This window comes from Lacrimispora sp., assembly GCF_036758025.1.
Lineage (GTDB): Bacteria > Bacillota > Clostridia > Lachnospirales > Lachnospiraceae > Lacrimispora.
Genome location: NZ_DAIOXM010000030.1, coordinates 22,906 through 44,802, shown reverse-complemented (window position 1 = coordinate 44,802; position 21,897 = coordinate 22,906). Strand labels below are relative to the sequence as shown.

Genomic DNA, 21,897 nt, shown 5'->3' with positions numbered 1-21,897 from the left:
GGCCTCCCCTTGGGTAAAAAGGAAGGAGATAATTTAAGTAAATAAAATTATAGATAAATGTGTTTATTGGTGTCATAATGTGCTCATAAAGGATAAAAGAGAATTTTATTATGAACACATCAAATATCACAAACTACAAACCTAAAGATTTTGCAGAATTGTTAGGAGTATCCGTTAAAACATTACAGCGTTGGGACAGAGATGGAATATTAAAAGCAAATCGCACACCTACTGACAGACGGTATTACTTATGACCAACATTTACAATTTAAAGATATACAAACAGAGAATGATACAAGAGACATAGTTATTTATGCGCGAGTTTCCACAAAAAAACAAAAAGATGATTTATATAATCAGGTGGAATTTTTAAAACAATTTTGCAATGCAAGAGGAATTATAGTACACCAGTGCATTGAAGATTTTGGGAGCGGACTAAATTATAATCGAAAAAAGTGGAACCCACTTCTCGAAGAGGTGATGGAACGTAAAATTGGAACAATAATTATATCAAGCAAAGATAGATTTATACGTTTTGGATATGATCGGTTTGAAAAGTTCTGTATGAAATTTAACACTTCTATCATTGTTGTAAATAACGAAAGTTTGTCACCAAATGAAGAACTGGTTCAAGACATTATATCAATCTTACACGTATTCAGTTGTAGATTATACGGTTTAAGGAAATACAAAAATCAGATAAAGGAAGATGTTGATATTGCTAAGGAGCTACAAAACAGAAATAAAACCAACAATGGATCAAATTCAAATAATAAATAAGACCATTGGCACTTGTCGGTACGTCTATAACTTTTACCTTGCTTATAACAAAGAATCTTATGAAAAAGAAAAGAAGTTTATATCTGGTATGGATTTTTCAAAGTGGCTGAATAACGTATATTTGAAAGAAAATCCTGAATATTCCTGGATAAAAGAAGTGAGCAGTAAATCTGTTAAACAAAGTATTATGGATGCGGACAGAGCATTTAAAAGATTTTTCAAAAGACAAAGTAAGTTTCCTAATTTTAAGAAAAAGGGGAAATCAGATGTAAAAATGTATTTTGTTAAAACAGATGTAAAGGTAATTATTCCATGCGAAAGACATCGAATCAAAATTCCTACTCTTGGATGGGTGAGAATTAAAGAGAAGGGCTATCTTCCAACCAATCCAGACACTCATACTATTAAAAGCGGTACTGTTTCTTGTAAAGCAGGAAGATATTATGTTTCGATACTGGTAGAGGAACAAGAAAAACCACAATCAGAATTAAATAATTTCGGCATAGGAATTGATCTTGGTGTCAAAGATTTTGCAGTGTTAAGTAATGGAATTGTTTGCAAAAATATAAATAAAACAAACAGAGTAAAGAAACTGGAAAAACAATTAAAAAGAGAACAACGCTGTCTGTCGAGAAAATACGAAGACGATAAAATGCGAAAAAAGAAAGGAGAAGCTACTAGACAGAATATCCAGAAACAAATAGCCAAAATACAAAAACTTCATCATAGAATAGATAATGCTCGGACTGATTATGTCAACAAGTGTGTAAATGAGATAGTAAAAACCAAACCATCTTATATCACGATGGAAGATTTGAACATATCAGGAATGATGAAAAACAGGCATCTTTCAAAAGCAGTCGCTTCGCAGAAGTTTTATGAATTTAGAAGGAAGATGGAAGCAAAATGCAGAGAAACAGGAACACAATTAAGGATTGTAGATAGATGGTATCCATCAAGCAAACTTTGTCACAAATGCGGTTGTATCAAATCCGATTTAAAATTATCAGATAGAGAATACATTTGTGAGTGTGGATATCGTGTAGATAGAGATTATAATGCAAGTCTTAATTTGAGAGATGCTAAAACCTACAAAGTTGCATAGAAAAGCAAGCGTAGGTATGTACCGATGGCTAGTCGGGAATTTACGGCTGTGGACTATACAAGAACCTATGAGTAGATATTGATTAATCAAATCGAAAGCATATAGGATGAAACAGCAACAATCTCGATATGGATATATTTGTCCATATTTTGAGTAGCAGAAACAGATGACGGATTTAGAAATGTTGGGTTATGTAGATCACACCCTGTTAAAGGCATTTGCCACATGGGAGGAGATAGAGGAACTTTGCAGTGAAGCGGTGGAGTATCACACAGCTTCTGTCTGCATTCCACCCTGTTATATCAACCGGGTCAGAAAGGCTTTTCCAGGCTTAAATATCTGTACGGTAGTGGGATTTCCTCTGGGCTACAGCGTGACGGAATCAAAGGTGCTTGAAACTGAGAAAGCCATTGAGGACGGGGCCGCTGAGGTGGATATGGTGGTCAACATCAGTGATGTAAAAAATGGTGATTACAGCAAAGTGGAAAAGGAAATTGCAGAGCTGAAAAAGGCCGCAGGAAGCAATATTTTAAAGGTTATTATTGAAACCTGTTATCTGACAGAGGAAGAGAAAATTGCCATGTGCAAGACGGTGACAGCAGCAGGGGCCGATTATATCAAGACTTCCACCGGATTTGGAACCGCGGGAGCAACGCTCCAGGACATTGAATTATTTAAAAAGCACATTGGTCCTGATGTAAAAATTAAGGCAGCCGGAGGGGTTCGGACCCTGGAGGATTTAAAGGCTTATATTGATGCCGGATGCAGCCGTGTGGGCGCAAGTGCGGCGGTTAAGCTGGCAGCACAAAAGAAAGATTCTTTATAAGCAGTTTAAAGCTGCTTTCATCTGTTAGCACTGCATATTAATAATAAGATATGCAGTGCTATATTTTTAAATAAAGTTTGGTAAGTAAAGAGAAACCGACTTGTCAGGTTGAGGTAAAAACAATGATTATTTTAATTGCAGGGGCTTCCCATGCAGGAAAAACCGCATTGGCACAAAGGCTGTTGGAAAAGTATAAATATCCATACTTATCCATTGACCATTTGAAGATGGGACTGATCAGAAGCGGTAATACAAAATTAACACCGGAAGATGATGGGAAGTTAACAGAATATCTCTGGCCTATTGTGCGGGAAATTATAAAAACAGCAATAGAAAATTATCAAAATCTTGTGATTGAAGGATTGTATATACCTTTTGGGTGGAAAAATGATTTTAGTGATGAATATTTGAAAGAGATTCAATACTATTGTCTGGTCATGACAGAGGAATATATCAGGTCCCATTTTTCGGATATAAAAAAATATGCTAATACGGTTGAAAACAGAATTGATGATTCCTATTGTACCATGGAATCAGTGATCCGTGAAAATGCTGAAAACTTTCGACTGTGTAAAAAATATAACTGTAACTATATTTTGATACGAGATAATTATGAAGAGGATATTAATTCTTTTACATTCGATATCCTGGATTAATGATAAAGCTCAGAGACACTTCATGCTTTTTAAGTATAGAAATTCATTACTTATAAGCATTTGATATTTAAAGATTTGTGACTTAAAATAAATTAAAAATCAAATAATAGAATCTGCTGGAAAGGCTGAAAAATCATACAGGAGGAATTTAATTATGTTAGGAAATTTCACTTATTCAAACCCGACAAAGCTTTATTTTGGCGAAAATTCATTGGATTATCTGCGGGAGGAGCTGCAGAAATATGGAAAAAACATTCTTCTGGTTTATGGGGGAGGCTCCATCAAAAAGAATGGCATATACGATCAGGTTGTTGAGATTTTAAAATCATGCGGCAAGGAAATTTTCGAAGATGCCGGAGTTATGCCAAACCCAACCGTGGAAAAACTCTATGAAGGATGTGAACGCGCCAGAAAAGGAAGCGTGGATTTGATTCTGGCTGTTGGCGGCGGTTCTGTATGCGACTATGCCAAAGCAGTTTCGGTATCCGTTCATTGCAAAGAAGACCCGTGGGATAAATATTATCTTCGCATGGAAGATGTGGATAATGAAATTGTCCCGGTAGGTTGTATATTGACTATGGTGGGAACCGGTTCAGAGATGAATGGCGGTGCTGTAATCACCAATCAGGAACAGAAGCTGAAAATCGGTCATGTATTCGGCGAAAACGTATTTCCTAAGTTTTCAATTCTCAATCCGGTATACACCTTTACCCTTCCCAAGTATCAGATGGTGGCTGGTTTTTACGATATTATGTCACACATCCTGGAGCAGTATTTTTCCGGTGAAGATGACAACACTTCCGATTATCTGATGGAAGGCCTTTTAAAGTCTCTGATTCACAGCTCTAAAATTGCAGTTAAAAATCCAGAGGATTATGAGGCCAGAAGCAATATTATGTGGACAGCCACCTGGGCACTTAATACGCTTGTGGCTAAGGGAAAGACAACAGACTGGATGGTGCATATGCTTGGACAGTCAGTGGGAGCTTATACCGATGCGACTCATGGTATGACGTTATCGGCTGTTTCCCTTCCTTACTATCGACAGATCATGCCTTATGGACTTCAGAAATTTAAACGGTATGCAATCAATGTCTGGGATGTCCAGCCGGAAGGCAAAAGCGATGAAGAGATTGCAGAAGAAGGTCTGTCCCGTATGGAAAGCTATATGAAAGAAATCGGGGTGGTTATGAATATTAAAGAACTTGGTGTGACAGAGGATATGCTGGAAGGTATTGCAAAAGGCGTATTTATTCTGGACGGAGGTTATAAGGTATTGTCCAGTGATGAGGTTTTACAGGTTTTAAAGGATAGTATGGGTAATTAATATAACAGGGGCTATCACACTGGCTAAAAATTTAGCAGGGGATAGCCCTCTTGGGAAGCAGCCCATCTAAGGTGAAGCCTTGGGTACTTTGCAGAACTGTGACTTATCAGCCTTTTACGCATTTGCTTTCTTTCCATGCTTCTATCAGTTCTTGGGTGACAGGTCCGCATTTTTTCTTCCAGGTTTTGTTTTGCCTCTAATAATATTTCCTTTCTTGAAGCCTTAGTTGACTCCCCTTTTAAGGCCAATTGAATGTATTCATGAATGGATTCTAAGGGAACCCGCCTTTTTTAAAACGCATGGCAAATTCAATCCAGTGCAAGGACATCTCATCATAGCTGCGGATGCCGGAGGGGGTTCTTGGAACTTCCGGGATCAAACCGATTCTTTCATATGATGCTGTCAAGTAGGGACTAATAATTTTTAACACATTCTCGGCAGTAAATTGCCGTGAGTTTTTCACGCTGTTTCATGGAATTCCTCCGTTCCGTACTGTAAAATATCCTTTATGAAATCATCACGGCATTTCCAATATTTAATTTTTTTCATAGTACTGCATCGCACTTTTCAATAGTCAAAGAAGCATTCTCGTTTACTTCGAAAAGCAGACAAAATTACAATGTCTCCTGCAGATGATCACCCATTATTTTACTGATTCTGCTTACTTTGTTTTAGATGCTCTAATCCCCATGTGTTCATTTCATCTAAAATTGGTCTTAAAGATTTTCCAAGTTCCGTGAGTGAATATTCAACCTTTGGTGGTACCTCCGGATAAACCTTTCTGCAAATTATCCCATCAGCTTCCAGTTGCCGAAGCTGTTGTGTAAGCATCTTCTGGCTTATGCCATTAATTCCTTTGCTCAGTTCAATGAATCGTTGTGTACCATTATTGAATAAATTTCTCAGAATGAGCACTTTCCATTTATGACCAATCAAGTTGACAGTATGTTCAATGGGACATAATTTATCACACGGCATTATTATCACTCCTATCAATTATTGTGTTATACTTACTGTTTGGTCAGTATATCACAAAATAGTGCCTTATTGCAAAAAGTTTACAGTAATATTATAGTGATCTTACAGCAGTACAATTCAAATCAATCAGTTTTGGTTTAAATTGTTAATGATAGCTGAATACTATTTCAAAGAGGAGTAAAAAGTAATGGAAAAAATTAACATTGGTGATATTCTTGAATTTGCGGTTAAAAAAAGTGCGCGTAAGGCAATATTCAAAAAGGGGAAGCTGGATACAGGACTTTTGCTTTATGCTCCAGGGCAGACAACACCTGATCATAAGCACTCTGATATTGATGAAGTCTTTTATGTAGTTTCTGGTGAAGGTACAATCACAATAAACAATGAGAAAATGCTTGTGAAAGAAAATGACATCATTTTTTCGCCGAATGGGGAATCCCATGGATTCAATAATTCCAGCTCCGCTAATTGGGTTGTGTTGCAAATTAAAATTGACGTTTCCTAAGAAGATTAAACAATGTTTATTTAAATTATGAATGAATGGGAGGTATTAATTCATGTTTACACGAATTGACCATGTTGCATTTTCTGTAAAAGACAGACAAAAGTCGATTAATTTTTATGAGAAAAACTTTGGGTTCAAAAAATATTTTGAACATGATGTTCCCGGTGTTCCCGGTCTTGAGAAGGTTGTTTATCTTCAATTGAATAATACTGTACTCGAGCTCGAGCATTGGACAAATGAAAAAGAGAATAAGGGGTATCATTTCTGCCTCATCAGCGATAATTTTGATTCAGATTATCAAAGGCTAAAAGCGGTAGGAATTCCTGTCGTAACTGAGCCTCACATTCCTGAACCCAGAACACCTCAGGAAATTGGTTGGAAGAGAGTTGTCTTTCAAGGGCCTGACGGAGAATCAATTGAATTTCGGGGATAGCATTTGCCCTGATTATTTCTAATAATGTATTAGATTTCCTTTAAATTTGGTGTATATAATTATTTTTTCAATCCATTCAGCCGAATCTCAAAATGATTCCTTTCATTTTCACAGGAAAACAGGATATTCGATTGAAGTACATTTTTAAATACAAGAGACAAAGACGCCTTTGAGCTGGACAATTCCTGTTTATCCAAAGGTGCTTTTGTCTATATGTATATCATTTATTATCAAAGTATTTGGTTAGCTTTTAACTGGGAATTCATCCCAAATATTCCCTACCTATTTGATAATAAGACTTTGAAAATTCTCCTGTTATTAATTAACGCCAATGTACAGAGAATCCCATGATTACTTGACTGTTTTGCAAAGTGATGAATTATTTATGATGATAACAATTTTAATCATTACGTGCTGATTAAACATCGCAAGCAGGGCCTTTGTGTCCACAAAGGCTCGCTGCGCTCATGCCTTCCTCCGGTCGGAATGGCTCCGCCCCAAGCCCCGTCAGACCTTCTCTTTCGCGTTTGCCTGTTAAGCACCTGCTGCGCGTTCCTTCGGGAATGCTTTTTACATGCTGGAAAAGGAAGAAGTGGGGAGTCTGCCGCCGTCTGACGTTAGATTTCCTTTCTGAATTAGAAAATAGGACTATACTAGTGAGACCCTTTGTTTTTTTTGTTCCTTTGGTATAGTCCTATTATATCGCCATCTTAGTAACGCAGATTATCAATGGATATGCCTGTTAACTCTTACGCTTCTTTTATTGTCATATGCGGTCACTCCTTAGTATTAGTTTGGATAGCTGCTATTGTCATTATTATAAACCATTTAGCAGAATCCAGGTCAGATGTGTGTATAAATCTATAAATGACAGCAGCCGCTAATATAAAAAGATTGACGGCTGTTTTGTATCATACACAGATTGTTTTTAAGAAATTCTTTCAGATAATAGCTGTGCGCCTACCCCAATATTGTCATCTTTATTTACCTTAAGCAGTACAATGAATGCTTGTTCCGGTACATTCATAATTTTTGATGCTGTGTTTGTAAACTCCTTTTCTCAAGCTCTTTTGTTTCCGTATTGTCAATATTCCTGTTTCTCATGCTATGGTTCTGCCCATTTCATATGCCTGCTGGGGATAATCTGTTGTTTCGAGGACTTCTTTTGCCGGACATCCTTTCGCGAACAATATACCTGCATCCTGCCAATTCAAAAAGCGCAGCATGGCTTCATATGTTTTTTGGAGCCCTTCAAAGGTTCCATCATCTGCTCCGTAGGCTGCTGTAAAAAGCATGGCTTTTTTATTTCCTGACAATTTTGCATTGTTAGCATGAAAACGGTCGGCCACCGCCTTGATTTGGGCAGACATGGTATAGTAATAAACCGGAGTTACAAATACTATTATATTCGATTCCAGCAGTTTACCATTCAGCATATTCATGGAATCCTTATGTACACATTCCGATTGGTGGCTTGCACAATATTTGCATGCAAGGCAGGGCTTTACATCCTCAAATGCCGCATCAAAACGATATACCTCATGCCCGGCATCTGCAGCTCCTTCAATGAATTTATCTGCCAATAGGGCAGTGGTGCCGTTCTTATGGGGGCTTCCTGTTATCACTGTTACTTTCATAACAATTATCTCCTTTTCAAAACATTTTTTTGTGCATCAGCTTTTCTGATAGATTGACTATAAACCCTTAATTTGACTTAAGGTCAAGAACTTTTTGCCTTACATTTTTACATGATGTTAGCACAAGTGTTTTTATGGGGTAAAATGAAAAATAAATTTCTGTGAAGTATTTTTATAAGAACTTAAAATATTGAAAAGGGATTTCCGGTTTGAAGTGCCCCTTTCAATACTTTTGTGCTCTTTATAATTTAAGGGGCGGCCTCGATGGTAATGGTTCCCTCCAGCAAGTGAATCTGCTCACTGCCGGAAGCCGCCTGTCCCAGTTCATATAAACTGCCGTTTGGACTATAGCTTCCGAAGAACATGACAACATCGGCCCATGGTTCGTAATATGCCAAAGTTCCTATTCCCCCCCAGCCTTTGGTGTATCACTGACATCCAGTGCTTTCGGAGGATAGAAGATTTTTTCATTGTCGCTGTAATCCTGAACCGCCAAAGACAGTGGGAGTTGTTCATAAAGTTCCTTTGCAGCCTTTGAGTCATTTAATTGAAAGGTGACCACATTTTTTCCGTCACTAATTTGAATAACTGGCTCCGACACTGTTTTTTTCTCAGGTTGAGAGCTTTTCTCAGAGGCAGGCAAAGCAGACGAAGCCTCTGTACTGCCCAGCGTAGTATTTGGCGATAATGAAATTTCTCCCTGTAAAGCCTTGCTATCAGGTTCTTTGCTGCAGCCTGTCATTATAATTAAAGTCAATGTAAACACAATGATTAAAATTCGTTCTTTCATCCCTGTTCTCCTTTTACCAAGCATAGGCTTCCGGTTTTTCTCCATTCTGCTATTCTGAGCATAGTTTGTTTCCTTATCCAAACAAATCAGCTCACTTTGTCTTATCCTTCATGGAATAAATCAAATAATCCAGACAGTATAACTGTTTTTGATATTCATGGATTCTGTCCAGAAGAGAACATCTGTGGCAGGAAAGCAGATACAGTTTCTTCTGCCTGTCTTTAAGCTGAAAGAAATCATCTGCAAAGTCTCTGCTGCACCCTACATCCAACAGATTTCTAAGTACTTTTTCATTTTTATCATCTTCCGTCATATCATCACCTTCCTGCCTGGTATCATTGGTTCCATAACTTTTTAACTCTTTCCATGTCATATTATATTCCTTAGAAACAAATATATAAAATACTTATATTTAATGTTTAATCATGCTTGAATAGTATAATTGTTTGTGATACGATAAATTATATGAATCATAGGGAGAGGGGAGGAAAAACTTATGGATATAAGAGTGCTTCGTTATTTTTTAGCTGTTGCCAGAGAGGAAAATATCTCAAATGCTGCAAAAAACCTTCACGTAACACAACCCACACTTTCTCGCCAGCTTATGGAATTGGAATCGGATTTAGGCGTGAAACTGTTTTTGCGCAGCAGCGGAAATCGGACCATTACATTGACAGAAGAAGGAATGCTGCTCCGTAAACGGGCAGAAGAAATATTGGACTTGGTAGAAAAAACAGAATCAGAGCTGGTGGCACCGGGGGAGAGCATCAGCGGCAATATACACATCGGCAGCGGTGAAACCCATGTGATCAGCCTGCTGTCCAGAGAAATCAAAGGAATCCGGGAAGAATATCCCGATATACACTTTCACTTTTTCAGCGGAAATGCGGACAATGTGACGGAACGGCTGGATCATGGTTTAATTGATTTCGGAGTTTTGGCCGAGCCGTCTAATATTTCAAAATATGACTCGATTTCTCTGCCTGTTGCGGATACGTGGGGACTTCTCATGCGGAAAGACCATCCTCTTGCGGAGAAAGATGCCATTGAGGCCAGCGATTTATGGGGGATTCCTCTCATCAGCTCAAGTCAGCGGCTGACCAGTCAAGCGTTTTCAAAATGGCTAAAGGATGACTACGAAAAACTAAATCAGATAGCTACCTACACCCTTCTTTATAATGCATCTCTTCTGGTAAAGGACAATATTGGCTGCGCATTGTGTCTTGACAAGATCATCAGCACCTCGGAAGACAGCGAACTTTGCTTCCGGCCGTTAAAGCCTAAACTGGAAGCCCGCTGGCATATCGTCTGGAAAAAATATCAGGTATTTTCAAAAGCGGCGGAAGTTTTCTTAAAGAGACTGCAAAAAGAATTTGCCGGATAGTTTAAGCGCTAATATAAATAAGATCAGTAAAACCGTTCAGTACGTTTTTAACGCACCGGGCGGTTTTTGATTTTCTAAAGTGATGCCTTTTAAGCATAAAGTAATATTTAATATAAGTATTTTATAGAAGAGTATGGGTTCCATATAATAAAAGTATAAAAAAGATTCAATATTGAAAGTGAGGAAAAATGACGTGGAATTAAAAGACTTTTTAGATCATTTAAATCGTGGACTGGCCGTTACTGGAGGATCGGAAGCCCATCTATTTATGCATAAGGTGAGTCAGGAAGCATTGCGGATTACATCGGAATTAAACAATACCTATCATACGCCGGAAGAAATCCGCAGCATCATGTCAGAATTGACTGGAAAGCCGGTGGATGAATCCTTTGCCATGTTTCCACCCTTCTATACGGACTGCGGAAAAAATATCACCATAGGCAAACGTGTATTCATCAATGCGGGGTGTAAATTTCAGGATCAGGGCGGCATTACCATTGGTGACGGTTCCCTGATTGGGCACAACGTGGTTCTGGCTACTCTCAACCATGACCTTGCCCCGGAAAACCGCGGCACTATGCACCCGGCCCCTATTGTAATTGGGAAAAATGTGTGGATTGGCTCTAACGCAACAGTCCTTGCCGGAGTCAACATTGGCGACGGAGCCGTTGTTGCGGCTGGAGCCGTAGTGACAAAAGATGTTCCCGCAAACACCATTGTGGGCGGTGTTCCGGCTAAGTTCATTAAAAAAGTCAATTAAAAGTTTTTGTAAATACATGATATTGACTTAACCTCTTTTGATTGGTATACTTTTCATATTAATATGAAAAGCATGAATAAGAATCAAGGAGGTAAAGAATATGTCCATGCCAAAAGGAAAACACATATTTGGAACGGTAAAGGTGGGTGAACGGGGGCAGATAGTAATTCCAAAAGAGGCAAGAGAGTTGTTTGACATAAAACCGGGAGATACCCTGTTGGTATTAGGGGACGAGGAACAGGGGATTGCTATTGCCAAAGCAGATGTTATGAAAGAGGCTGCCATTAAAATACTGAAAGGCTTGGGAGACTTCAAGCCATTTGACAATGTCTGACGCAGGTCTGGTTTTATTGATCATTGCCCCAGTTGGTGATTTGATTATTCCTTTTATTCTTGCGCCCTTTTATAATAAATACAATCACATGACAATGGTAATGAGTCTATTGGGAAATCGGAATTGCCCGCTGCATTTTATATATAACCTTTGGTTAGTATTGGCTGGCGTTATGTTTATGATTGGCAGTATAAAAATGTATGATATATATTCATCTTTTTCTAAACCTCTTTCGTTATGGCTTACTCTGATTATATTACTTTATGCTATAGGCGCTTGTATTTTATCAGGAATATTTTCCGTTGGAGAAACGAAGGAACTAATTACTATTTCGCAAAAAATACACGGATACGGGGCTGCTTTAGGTTTTTCTCTTTTAACCTTTTCCCCCATGGTAATCGGTATAATATTTATTCGGTCAAACCAGCTTTTGCTTGGGATTGTATCACTGATATTCTATGTTTTTGGGCTATTATTTTTTATCCTGTTTATTATGGGAGATAAAGAAAGATTTGCTGAGACACTGCTCACTAATGAAGGGTTATGGCAGCGGTTGAGTCTGCTGTGTATGTATACACCGATTGTAATGATTGCTAATTATAATATTCTGTTTATATGATGAATGCAGAGGTGATACAATGAAAAACAACAGAAAAACGGCTGCTTTGAAATCAAAATCAAAGCAGCCGTTTTTCAATAATTAATGATAAATCTTCTTCTGCTCATAAATCGGTTCGCAGGTCAGATTCACTCCTAATTTTTTAAATGTCTTAATATCTACATTAGAAAGAAGCACAGAAGTATGGGCATCGCACCCCTTCAGCCTGGGAAGCTGTTCCAATGCTTTTTGTGCATTGGGATCAGTGGCAGCGCAAGTGGACAGCGCAATTAAAATCTCATCCGTATGAAGCCTGGGATTCTTGCTGCCAAGGTAGTTGACCTTTAATTTCTGGATAGGCTCAATGGCGGACGGAGAAATCAGGTGAACGTCATGGGGAATATCTCCCAGAACCTTAACCGCATTTAACAAAAGAGCGGCGGAAGCGCCTAATAAATTGGTGGTCTTTCCGGTGACAATGGTGCCGTCCTCCAGTTCCAGAGCAGCAGCCGGAGCACCTTTTATAAGAGCCAGGTCATTGGCAGCCTTTACAGGTTTCCTCATGTCAGAGGTGATTTTTGCCTGCTTCATCAGAAGCTCCAGCTTATAGACCTCGTCCTTGGAGCCCATGTCCCTTGCCAGACGGGTAAGAGCCTGATAATACCGTCTGATGATCTCCTGCATGGAGGCTTCCCTGCATACAACATCATCTACGATGCAGAAACCAGCCATATTCACTCCCATGTCAGTCGGTGATTTGTAAGGGCATTCCCCATAAATACCTTCAAAAATAGCACTTAACACAGGAAAAATCTCCACATCCCGGTTGTAATTAACGGTAGTTTTGCCGTAAGCCTCCAGGTGGAAGGGGTCAATCATATTTACGTCATTTAAGTCCGCAGTAGCGGCCTCATAAGCCAGATTCACCGGATGCTTTAAAGGAATATTCCAAATGGGAAATGTCTCAAATTTAGCATATCCGGCCTTGACTCCCCGCGTGTTTTCATGGTAAAGCTGGGAAAGGCAGGTGGCCATCTTTCCGCTGCCAGGTCCCGGTGCGGTTATGATCACAAGAGGTTTTGTGGTTTCTATATAATCATTTCTGCCGTATCCTTCGTCGCTGACAATAGTTGCGATGTTGCCGGGATAGCCGTCAATGATGTAGTGGCGGTATACCTTGATTCCCATTTTTTCCAGCTTACTTTTAAATAAATCTGCAGCCTTTTGTCCGGAATACTGGGTGATGACAACACTTCCCACATAAAGCCCTTTATCCGTAAAGGACTGGATCAGGCGGAAAACATCAACATCATAAGTGATTCCAAGATCATGGCGGATTTTATTCTTTTCAATATCGGCGGCATTAATGGCAATGACGATTTCAGCCTGGTCTGCCAGCTGCATCAGCATCCGCAGCTTGCTGTCAGGCTCAAATCCGGGAAGCACCCTGGAAGCGTGGTAATCATCAAACAGCTTTCCGCCGAATTCCAGATAGAGCTTGTCTCCAAACTGGCCGATTCTCTCCTTGATGTGTTCTGACTGCATGGTTAAGTACTTTTTGTTATCAAATCCGAATTTCATTTGTCCCTCCGGTTATAAAACCAAAATTTGCTTTTTTCAAAAATGTGTTGTGTCAGCCAAATAATTAATGGCATGGCTGAACCATAACGTTAATTGTATCATACTAATTCTGAAATTACCATGGATTTTTTCTTTACAATGGACTCTAAACGTGTTAAAACCTTCATTAGGTGAATTTGCCCGAAAGGCAAAGAAAAGCCCCTCTGGGGGTTAGGAAGATTGGAGGAAAGATATGTACAAAATAGGAAGAAACGATCCCTGCTGGTGCGGCAGAGGCGCAAAATATAAGAACTGTCACCTGGCTTTTGACCAGAAGCTTGAAAATTATGCCATTATGGGCGTTGAGGTTCCTGAGCGGAATATGATCAAGCTGCCGGACCAGATCGAGGGAATCCGCCATGCCGGAGTCATCAACAATCAGATTCTTGATCTGGTGGATGAATTTATCAAGCCGGGCATCAGCACCGAAGATATCAACACCCTGGTTCATGAAAACACCATCAAACTAGGAGGAATCCCCGCCCCCCTGAATTTTGAAGGCTACCCTAAAAGCGTGTGCACCTCCATCAATGAAGTGGTCTGCCACGGAATTCCGGACCCGGGGCGGATTTTACAGGAGGGGGACATCGTCAACGTGGATGTGACCACCATTGTAAACGGATATTATGCCGATGCCTCCCGGATGTACTGCATTGGAAAGGTGTCCCCTGAGGCGGAAAAGCTGGTCAGAGTGGCAAAGGAAAGCCTGGAGCTGGGCTTAAAGGAAGCCCGGGCCTGGAGCCATTTGGGAAATGTGGGAGCCGCCATTTCCGAACACGTCTATGCCAACGGATATACAGTGGTACGGGAAATCGGAGGACACGGAGTAGGGCTTGATTTCCATGAGGAACCCTGGGTAAGCCACATCGGCACAAGGGGGACTGACATGCTTCTGGTTCCGGGAATGATCTTCACCATTGAACCCATGGTAAACGCAGGAAATGCCGATGTCATTCACGACGAAGAAGATGGCTGGACCGTTTCCACAAAAGACGGAAGCTTATCCGCCCAATGGGAATATACAATTCTGATCACAGAGGATGGGCCTGAAGTGCTTGCAAGGTAAGAAACGATGAAGGGGTGGCAAATGCCGCCCTTTTTTTGTGCCGCAGAAAAAATAAAGATGAAGGCATAAAAAGAAAAAGAACTTTGAAAATAAAAGGACTGATGTTAATATTATCATAAGCGGATTATGAAAACAGTAAAACAGGAGGACGAGTACAATGGAAACAGGTAAGGAAAACACAGGGGGCAGCAGGAAGTACAGGGCCGTATTCAGCGACATTGACGGCACCCTCTTAAACAGCAGCCATCAGGTCACCCCGGATACCGCAAGGGAGATCCAAAGGCTGGAGGCCCAGGGAGTTCCCTTTGTGCTGGTGTCGGCACGTATGCCGGAAGCCATGTTCACCATTCAGGCCCAGGCTGGAATCAGCAGCCCTATGGTGTGCTACAGCGGTGCTTTGGTGGTAGGGAAAGACGGAGAGCACCTCTATAGCTGCCAGATGAGCTTAGAGGAAGCTGTGAAGATCAAAAACATGCTTGATGAGGAGTACCCCTCCATTTGCTGCAACACCTATGGCGGAAGCAAATGGCTGGTGGATAACGACCAAAATCCCTGGGTCATGAGAGAGGAGTCCATCACTACCTTAAAATCCAGTGCAGGTGATGTGGAAAGTACCTTTGCAGAGGCCGGAGGAATCCATAAATTTCTTCTCATGGGAGAAGGCGAGGAGATTATGAAGGTACAGGAACGGCTTCATAAGGACTATCCTCATCTGACTGTGGCAAGATCAAACGAGTATTACCTGGAGGTCATGAATGGGGCGGTAAGAAAGTCAGTGGGCGTGGAATTTCTCTGCGGTCATTTCGGGATTTCCATTGATCAGGCCATCGCCTTCGGAGACGGACACAATGATATGGATATGCTCCGGGCGGTGAAAACCAGCTATGCCATGGCAAATGCCCCCAAAGAGGTTCAGGAAAGTGCTTCCCGCATCACCCTGGACAATGACCATGAGGGGCTTCTTGCAGGGCTTAAGGAATGCTTTGGAGAAGATGAGAATTAAGAACGCAGGAAAACTCCCGGCCGCCGGTTACGGCGGCTTTTGCTTGGTCTGAAAAGGAAAATACAAATTTTGTTGGAAAATTTTACAAAATGTGTTAAAATATTAAATATTTATTACAACAGACCTTAAACCATAAAGAAAGTGAACGGGAGTATTATGAAAAAATGGATTTTGGCAGTGGTTGTATGCTCACTGGTGGCTTCGGGCTGCGGAAGGCTGAAAGGCCCTTCCGAACCGGAAGAACAAGACAGTAAGACGGAAGAAACCCAGCCGGCTACAGAAGAAGAGGAATTAAGCGTGATTCTGGAGGTTCCGGCAGGACAGGGAAAGAAGCCGGTCAAGGTAAAGGGGATTTATATTTCCGGCTATATGGCAGGTTCAGAAGGATTTCAGGATATTTTGAATAAAATCGAAGGAACTGAAATCAATGCGGTGGTCATTGATGTGAAGAATGACGACGGCAGGATTACCTTTGCCATGGAGGATGCACCCACGGTCAATGAGATCGGAGCAACGGAACGGTATATCAGGGATATTGACAAGCTGATGGCGGATTTAAAGGCCAGAGGAATCTATACCATTGCCAGGGTGGTGGCGTTCAGAGACCCTTATCTGGCTGAGAAGAAACCGGAATGGAGCTTGAAGAACAAAGACGGAAGTATTCATAGAGACAAGCAGGGACTGGCCTGGGTCAACCCCTACCGGACAGAAGTGTGGGACTATCTGGTGGAGGTGGGGACTGAGGCCTCAAAAGCCGGGTTTGATGAGATCCAGTTTGATTACATTCGGTTTGCCACCGACAGCACTATGAAGAACGTGGTCTTTGATGAAGCTGATAAAAAGGGGCGTTCCAAGACCGATGTAATTACGGAATTCGTGAAATATGCTTATGAAAAGCTGTCCAAAGAAAATGTGTTTGTATCTGCCGATGTATTCGGAACCATCATAGGAAGCAAGGTGGATGCCGATACCGTAGGACAGATATATCACGATATGGCAGCTCATTTAGACTACATCTGCCCCATGATTTACCCCTCCCATTACGGAGACGGCAATTTCGGCATCGACCATCCGGATACAGAGCCTTACCGCACCATCAGGGGAGCCTTGCAGATGTCCAGTAAGGACTTGGAGGCTGCCAGTGTGGAAGGGCAGCACCAGGCCATTGTGCGCCCATGGCTTCAGGATTTTACAGCTTCTTATCTTAAGAATTACATTCCCTACGGCCCAAAGGAAATCAGAGCCCAGATTCAGGCGGTCTATGATGCTGGATATGAGGAATGGATTCTTTGGAGTGCCTCAAACCGCTATACCTGGGATGGCCTTTTGACCAAGGAAGCAGGACAGGCAGAGGCAGAGGAGCTGACCCGCACCATAGAGGCGGCCAAGGCAGCGTCAAAGGCTCAAAAAGAAGCGGAAGAAGCATCCCGTGCCCTGGAGCAGTCAGAAAAAGAAACGGAAGAAGAGTCCGGAGATTCTTCTGAAGCAGAGGTTTTCCAGCCTGCAACCCAGGCCGGTGAGAAACAGCAACAGGAAACAAATAATCAGGTAAGGCCGGAAGAAACCCTGCCTGTGGAAACGAAAGAAATAAAGGAAACTAAAAAGGAAGCCAGGACCAAGCCTCCCGTAGTCATTGTGACTACAGGAAGTGCCGGGAACTAGGAAGTGAGGAAAGCCATGGAACAGGGAAGGCCAAAGCCAGGGGAATTTTATAAGCATTTTAAAGATAAGATGTATCAGATCATAGCTGTTGCAGCTCATTCAGAAACAGGGGAAGAAATGGTGGTATATCAGGCGCTGTACGGCTCCTTTGGCACCTATGTCCGTCCCTTGCCCATGTTCATCAGCCCGGTGGACCGGGAAAAGTATCCCGATGTGGAACAGGAATACCGGTTTGAACGGGTGGAGATGCCCCAGGCAGAGCCGGTGAGTCCGGCAGAACCGGTGAGCCCGGCAGAACCGGTGAGCCCGGCTCCGGTGACGGAGAATAGGGAAAATCAGAAATCCAATCAAAATCTTCTTGCATTTCTTGACGCAGACACGTATTATGATAAATTGGAGGTTCTAAAGGAGCGTAAAGATAAATTTTCTCCGGAAGAGCTTCTGGCTATCTGCGAAATCATGGAAGTTGGAAGAGCAGATTCTGAACCGGAAGAAAAATATTATGCAGTGGAGCGTTATCTGGAGCTGCAGAATAAATACGATGGAACAAGGTTGAGGTGAGCATTTAAGTGGATCACACCGAATTTAATATAGAAGAAGAGTTAAAAAAACTGCCGTCCCAGCCTGGCGTGTATATTATGCACGACAGGCGGGACGAAATTATCTATGTGGGAAAAGCCATCAGCTTAAAAAACAGGGTCAGGCAGTATTTTCAGAGCAGCAGAAATAAAACGGCAAAAATTGAACAGATGGTATCCCGGATACACCGGTTCGAATACATTATAACAGATTCGGAACTGGAAGCCCTTGTTCTGGAGTGCAACCTGATTAAGGAACACCGCCCCCGCTACAACACCATGTTAAAGGATGACAAGACCTATCCCTATATTAAGGTGACGGTGTATGAGGACTACCCCAGAGTCCTTTTTTCCAGAGACATGAAAAAGGACAAAAGCAAGTATTTCGGGCCTTACACAAGCGCAGGAGCGGTTAAGGACACCATTGAGCTGATTCATAAGCTTTACAAAATAAGAACCTGCAACCGGAACCTGCCAAGGGACATCGGAAAGGAGCGGCCTTGCTTAAATTACCACATCAAGCAGTGCGAGGCCCCCTGCCAGGGCTATATCACCAGGGAAGAATACGGAAATTCCATTAACCAGGCTCTGGATTTTCTGGGAGGAAAATACGGTCCTGTCCTTCACATGCTGGAGGAAAAGATGCAGGCGGCATCAGAGGAAATGGATTACGAAAAGGCCATTGAGTACCGGGACTTGTTAAACAGCGTCAAGCAGATTGCCCAGAAGCAGAAGATCACGGACAGCGGTATGGAAGACCGTGATATCATTGCCATGGCAAAGGATGAAAAGGACGCGGTGGTACAGGTATTCTTTGTACGGGAAGGCAGGCTCATCGGAAGAGAGCATTTCCATGTGAACATTGCCACGGCAGAGGATAACAAACAGATTCTGACCAGCTTTGTGAAACAGTTTTATGCAGGAACTCCTTTTGTACCCAAAGAACTGTGGATTCAGACCGGACTTGAGGATGAAGCAGTCATAGGAGAATGGCTTTCAGCCAAAAGGGGCCAGAAGGTGAAAATCGTGGTTCCCAAGAAGGGCCAGAAGGAACGTCTGGTGGAACTGGCGGAAAAAAATGCGGCCCTGGTTCTCTCCCAGGATAAGGAAAAGATCAAACGGCAGGAGCTTCGCACCATCGGCGCTATGAACGAGGTGGGAGGCTGGCTTGGACTTCCCGCAGTTAAACGGATTGAGGCATTTGATATTTCCAACATCAGCGGATTTGAGTCCGTAGGCTCCATGATCGTTTACGAAGATGGAAAGCCCAAGCGGAATGATTATAGAAAGTTTAAAATCAAGTGGGTCAAGGGAGCCAATGATTATGCTTCCATGAGGGAGGTTTTGACCAGAAGATTTTCCCATGGCTTACAGGAGGCAGAAAGTTTAAGGGAAAAGGGCGTTGATGAAGAGCTGGGAAGCTTTACCCGTTTCCCTGATTTAATCATGATGGATGGAGGACGGGGGCAGGTAAATATTGCTTTAGACGTTCTGCGGGAGCTGGACCTTTCCATTCCGGTCTGCGGCATGGTAAAGGATGACAATCACCGGACCAGAGGACTTTATTTCAACAACGTGGAAATTCCCATTGACAGGCATTCCGAAGGATTTAAGCTGGTTACCAGAATCCAGGATGAGGCCCACCGGTTTGCCATTGAATACCACAGAAGCTTAAGGAGCAAGGGACAGGTCAAGTCCATTTTAGATGACATCCCTGATATCGGACCCAACCGGAGAAAGGCGCTGATGCGCAGTTTCAAAGGTCTGGAAGCCATAAAAGAGGCCACCATGGAAGAATTGGAGGCCACTCCGGGCATGAATGCCCGTGCGGCAAAAAGTGTTTATGAATTTTTTCACTGACACAGAACATCCTACTTATAGCTTTTCAAAATGGAAAACCTGTGTTAGTATGACTTATAGAACGTGCTGTTTTTTGGCACCATTCATTGGATTGTGAAAAACGGATAGAGAAAAAGGAGTGATTCCCCATGCATGGAGTAGTCATTACAGAGTTGATTGAAAAGATGAATCTCCGGAATATGACACCGGAGATTGATGCAGAAAAGATTGTGCTGAGCCACCCGGACGTCAACCGTCCTGCTTTGCAGCTGGCTGGATTTTATGCCCATTTTGATAATGAACGGGTACAAGTCATCGGATATGTGGAACAGGAGTACATCAGGCAGATGACCCATGAGAGAAAGCTGGAGATGTATCATAAGCTGCTGTCCAGCCAGATTCCCTGTATGGTATACAGCAGAAGCCAGGACCCTGATCAGGATATGCTGGATTTGTGCAACCACTACGGTGTGTCCTGCCTTGTATCGGATAAAACTACCTCTGATTTAATGGCTGAAATCATCCGCTGGCTGAAGGTGAAGCTGGCTCCCTGTATCAGCATTCACGGAGTTTTAGTGGACGTATTCGGCGAAGGCGTACTGATCATGGGAGAAAGCGGAATCGGAAAAAGCGAGGCAGCTCTGGAGCTGATTAAAAGAGGCCATCGCCTTGTAACTGATGATGTGGTGGAGATCCGCAAGGTCAGTGATGAAACCCTGATCGGAAGCGCTCCTCAAATTACTAAGCATTTTATTGAGTTAAGAGGCATAGGTATCATTGACGTGAAAACCTTGTTCGGTGTGGAAAGCGTAAAGGATACTCAGTCCATTGATATGGTAATTAAGCTGGAGGACTGGGACAGAGACAGGGAATACGACAGAATGGGTCTGGAAGAACAGTATACCGAGTTCTTGGGAAACCAGGTGGTGTGCCATGCTATTCCAGTCCGTCCGGGACGTAACCTTGCTATTATTGTGGAGTCCGCTGCCGTCAATTACAGACAGAAGAAGATGGGGTACAATGCGGCTCAGGAATTATATAACCGCGTCCAGGCAAACCTTTTAAGAAAACAGGATAGTTGAGGTGTCTGATGACTGGATTTTATGAAAAGCTGGTGAATGCGGCTGATAAGGACCATGTGAAGCAAAATGAAAGCATGGGAAAACATACCACATTCCGGGTAGGCGGTCCTGCCGCCTGCTTTGTGACCCCTTCTGACGGTAAAGAGCTTGCAGCTGTTATCGCTCTCTGCCGGCAGGAAAACATGCCTTACTTTATACTGGGCAATGGAAGCAATCTTCTGGTGGGAGACAAAGGCTTTGACGGAGTGATCATTTCCATGGCGGATTTTTCCGTCTGCCAGGCAGATGAAAAGACAGGAATTTTAAGGGCCGGTGCAGGGGTGCTTTTATCAAAAATATCCCATGAGGCTTGCCGGGCCTGCCTGACAGGCTTTGAATTTGCCGGAGGCATACCGGGAACCTTAGGAGGGGCGGTCGCCATGAACGCCGGAGCCTACGGCCATGAGATCGGAGAGGTTCTCCGTTCTGTACGGGTGCTGGCACCGTCTGGGGAAGAGCTGGAATTGTCTGTCAATGACCTGGAATTAGGATACCGGAAAAGCTGCATCATCCCCAGGGAGTATGTGGTGCTGGAAGCAGACATTTGTTTGGAGACGGGAGATCAGGAGGCCATCCGCAGCAGGATGGAGGATCTGGCTTCCAGAAGAAGGGAAAAACAGCCCCTGGAATATCCCAGCGCAGGAAGCACGTTTAAGAGGCCGGAGGGATACTTTGCCGGAAAGCTGATTGAAGAAGCCGGACTGCGGGGCTTTTCTCTGGGAGGAGCCCAGGTTTCGGAAAAGCACTGCGGATTTGTCATCAACAAAAATGAAGCCACTGCAGCGGATGTCATTGCCCTGTGCGGGGAAGTCAAAAAAAGGGTGTTTGAAAATTCTGGTGTGAAACTTGAAATGGAAGTAAAGACGCTGGGAAAGTTTTAACAGTGCAAAGGAGG

At 42.4% G+C, this 21,897-nt stretch carries 23 protein-coding genes and 1 pseudogene; 18 read left to right on the top strand and 6 right to left on the bottom strand.

Annotation, left to right across the window (positions count from 1 at the left end; all coding sequences use genetic code 11):
• The first annotated feature begins 125 nt into the window (after nucleotides 1-125).
• From V7M78_RS19445 to V7M78_RS19425, 5 genes and pseudogenes are all read left to right on the top strand, one after another.
• Nucleotides 126-780, top strand: a pseudogene (locus V7M78_RS19445) (IS607 family transposase).
• Nucleotides 755-1,885: an RNA-guided endonuclease InsQ/TnpB family protein gene (locus V7M78_RS19440; protein ID WP_442914682.1), complete on the top strand. Its 1,131-nt coding sequence runs from the start codon at nucleotides 755-757 to the stop codon at nucleotides 1,883-1,885. The pseudogene V7M78_RS19445 and the gene V7M78_RS19440 overlap by 26 nt, the downstream one beginning before the upstream one ends.
• A 166-nt stretch (nucleotides 1,886-2,051) precedes the next feature.
• Nucleotides 2,052-2,711, top strand: coding sequence for a deoxyribose-phosphate aldolase (gene deoC / locus V7M78_RS19435; protein WP_333652097.1), 660 nt, complete (start codon nucleotides 2,052-2,054; stop codon nucleotides 2,709-2,711).
• 122 nt (nucleotides 2,712-2,833) lie between these two features.
• Entirely contained in the window at nucleotides 2,834-3,367 is a 534-nt protein-coding gene (locus V7M78_RS19430; RefSeq protein WP_333652095.1) for an adenylate kinase, read from the top strand.
• Nucleotides 3,368-3,521: 154 nt separating this feature from the next.
• On the top strand, nucleotides 3,522-4,694 hold the full coding sequence (locus V7M78_RS19425) for an iron-containing alcohol dehydrogenase (protein WP_333652093.1): 1,173 nt from the start codon (nucleotides 3,522-3,524) through the stop codon (nucleotides 4,692-4,694).
• A gap of 648 nt (nucleotides 4,695-5,342) precedes the next feature.
• On the opposite strand, the gene V7M78_RS19420 is transcribed toward V7M78_RS19425, so the two are convergent.
• Nucleotides 5,343-5,672: a winged helix-turn-helix transcriptional regulator gene (locus V7M78_RS19420; protein ID WP_333652091.1), complete on the bottom strand. Its 330-nt coding sequence runs from the start codon at nucleotides 5,670-5,672 to the stop codon at nucleotides 5,343-5,345.
• Nucleotides 5,673-5,859: 187 nt separating this feature from the next.
• On the opposite strand from V7M78_RS19420, the gene V7M78_RS19415 reads away from it, so the two are divergent.
• On the top strand, nucleotides 5,860-6,177 hold the full coding sequence (locus V7M78_RS19415) for a cupin domain-containing protein (RefSeq protein WP_333652089.1): 318 nt from the start codon (nucleotides 5,860-5,862) through the stop codon (nucleotides 6,175-6,177).
• Between the two features lie 52 nt (nucleotides 6,178-6,229).
• On the top strand, nucleotides 6,230-6,610 hold the full coding sequence (locus tag V7M78_RS19410; RefSeq protein WP_333652087.1) for a VOC family protein: 381 nt from the start codon (nucleotides 6,230-6,232) through the stop codon (nucleotides 6,608-6,610).
• Nucleotides 6,611-7,710: 1,100 nt separating this feature from the next.
• On the opposite strand, the gene V7M78_RS19405 is transcribed toward V7M78_RS19410, so the two are convergent.
• The 4 genes from V7M78_RS19405 to V7M78_RS19390 all read right to left on the bottom strand — a co-directional run bounded on the left by V7M78_RS19405 (nucleotide 7,711) and on the right by V7M78_RS19390 (nucleotide 9,410).
• Complete coding sequence (locus V7M78_RS19405) at nucleotides 7,711-8,247, bottom strand: flavodoxin family protein (RefSeq protein WP_333652084.1); 537 nt, start codon at nucleotides 8,245-8,247, stop codon at nucleotides 7,711-7,713.
• A 248-nt stretch (nucleotides 8,248-8,495) separates the two neighbouring features.
• Nucleotides 8,496-8,645: a hypothetical protein gene (locus V7M78_RS19400; RefSeq protein WP_333652082.1), complete on the bottom strand. Its 150-nt coding sequence runs from the start codon at nucleotides 8,643-8,645 to the stop codon at nucleotides 8,496-8,498.
• 5 nt (nucleotides 8,646-8,650) lie between these two features.
• Entirely contained in the window at nucleotides 8,651-9,037 is a 387-nt protein-coding gene (locus tag V7M78_RS19395; protein ID WP_333652079.1) for a cyclophilin-like fold protein, read from the bottom strand.
• A gap of 91 nt (nucleotides 9,038-9,128) precedes the next feature.
• Nucleotides 9,129-9,410 carry a hypothetical protein gene (locus tag V7M78_RS19390; protein ID WP_333652076.1) on the bottom strand — a complete coding sequence of 94 codons (282 nt, stop codon included), beginning with the start codon at nucleotides 9,408-9,410 and terminating at the stop codon, nucleotides 9,129-9,131.
• A gap of 123 nt (nucleotides 9,411-9,533) precedes the next feature.
• Between V7M78_RS19390 and V7M78_RS19385 the strand changes: the two genes are divergently transcribed.
• From V7M78_RS19385 to V7M78_RS19370, 4 genes are all read left to right on the top strand, one after another.
• Nucleotides 9,534-10,421, top strand: coding sequence for a LysR family transcriptional regulator (locus V7M78_RS19385; RefSeq protein ID WP_333652073.1), 888 nt, complete (start codon nucleotides 9,534-9,536; stop codon nucleotides 10,419-10,421).
• Nucleotides 10,422-10,614: 193 nt separating this feature from the next.
• Nucleotides 10,615-11,181: a DapH/DapD/GlmU-related protein gene (locus V7M78_RS19380; protein WP_333652070.1), complete on the top strand. Its 567-nt coding sequence runs from the start codon at nucleotides 10,615-10,617 to the stop codon at nucleotides 11,179-11,181.
• Nucleotides 11,182-11,281: 100 nt separating this feature from the next.
• Nucleotides 11,282-11,515, top strand: a complete 234-nt coding sequence (locus tag V7M78_RS19375; protein WP_333652067.1) for an AbrB/MazE/SpoVT family DNA-binding domain-containing protein — start codon at nucleotides 11,282-11,284, stop codon at nucleotides 11,513-11,515.
• The gene (locus V7M78_RS19370; RefSeq protein WP_333652116.1) at nucleotides 11,508-12,134 is read left to right on the top strand and encodes a DUF998 domain-containing protein; all 627 of its coding nucleotides are present in this window, start codon (nucleotides 11,508-11,510) and stop codon (nucleotides 12,132-12,134) included. Before V7M78_RS19375 ends, V7M78_RS19370 begins: the two co-directional genes overlap by 8 nt.
• A gap of 81 nt (nucleotides 12,135-12,215) precedes the next feature.
• On the opposite strand, the gene V7M78_RS19365 is transcribed toward V7M78_RS19370, so the two are convergent.
• Entirely contained in the window at nucleotides 12,216-13,694 is a 1,479-nt protein-coding gene (locus V7M78_RS19365) for a DUF1846 domain-containing protein (protein WP_333652064.1), read from the bottom strand.
• A gap of 232 nt (nucleotides 13,695-13,926) precedes the next feature.
• Here V7M78_RS19365 and map point away from each other — a divergent pair, with 232 nt between their 5' ends.
• From map to murB, 7 genes are all read left to right on the top strand, one after another.
• The gene (gene map, locus V7M78_RS19360; protein ID WP_333652062.1) at nucleotides 13,927-14,799 is read left to right on the top strand and encodes a type I methionyl aminopeptidase; all 873 of its coding nucleotides are present in this window, start codon (nucleotides 13,927-13,929) and stop codon (nucleotides 14,797-14,799) included.
• 157 nt (nucleotides 14,800-14,956) lie between these two features.
• The gene (locus V7M78_RS19355; RefSeq protein WP_333652059.1) at nucleotides 14,957-15,802 is read left to right on the top strand and encodes a Cof-type HAD-IIB family hydrolase; all 846 of its coding nucleotides are present in this window, start codon (nucleotides 14,957-14,959) and stop codon (nucleotides 15,800-15,802) included.
• Between the two features lie 156 nt (nucleotides 15,803-15,958).
• The gene (locus V7M78_RS19350; protein ID WP_333652056.1) at nucleotides 15,959-17,464 is read left to right on the top strand and encodes a putative glycoside hydrolase; all 1,506 of its coding nucleotides are present in this window, start codon (nucleotides 15,959-15,961) and stop codon (nucleotides 17,462-17,464) included.
• Between the two features lie 15 nt (nucleotides 17,465-17,479).
• Nucleotides 17,480-18,025, top strand: a complete 546-nt coding sequence (locus tag V7M78_RS19345) for a DUF1653 domain-containing protein (RefSeq protein WP_333652054.1) — start codon at nucleotides 17,480-17,482, stop codon at nucleotides 18,023-18,025.
• Nucleotides 18,026-18,033: 8 nt separating this feature from the next.
• Complete coding sequence (gene uvrC, locus V7M78_RS19340; protein ID WP_333652051.1) at nucleotides 18,034-19,902, top strand: excinuclease ABC subunit UvrC; 1,869 nt, start codon at nucleotides 18,034-18,036, stop codon at nucleotides 19,900-19,902.
• Between the two features lie 128 nt (nucleotides 19,903-20,030).
• A complete protein-coding gene (hprK, locus tag V7M78_RS19335) occupies nucleotides 20,031-20,963 on the top strand; it encodes an HPr(Ser) kinase/phosphatase (protein ID WP_333652048.1) in 933 nt (310 codons plus the stop codon).
• Between the two features lie 8 nt (nucleotides 20,964-20,971).
• Nucleotides 20,972-21,883, top strand: coding sequence for a UDP-N-acetylmuramate dehydrogenase (gene murB / locus V7M78_RS19330; protein ID WP_333652045.1), 912 nt, complete (start codon nucleotides 20,972-20,974; stop codon nucleotides 21,881-21,883).
• Nucleotides 21,884-21,897: the final 14 nt, after the last annotated feature.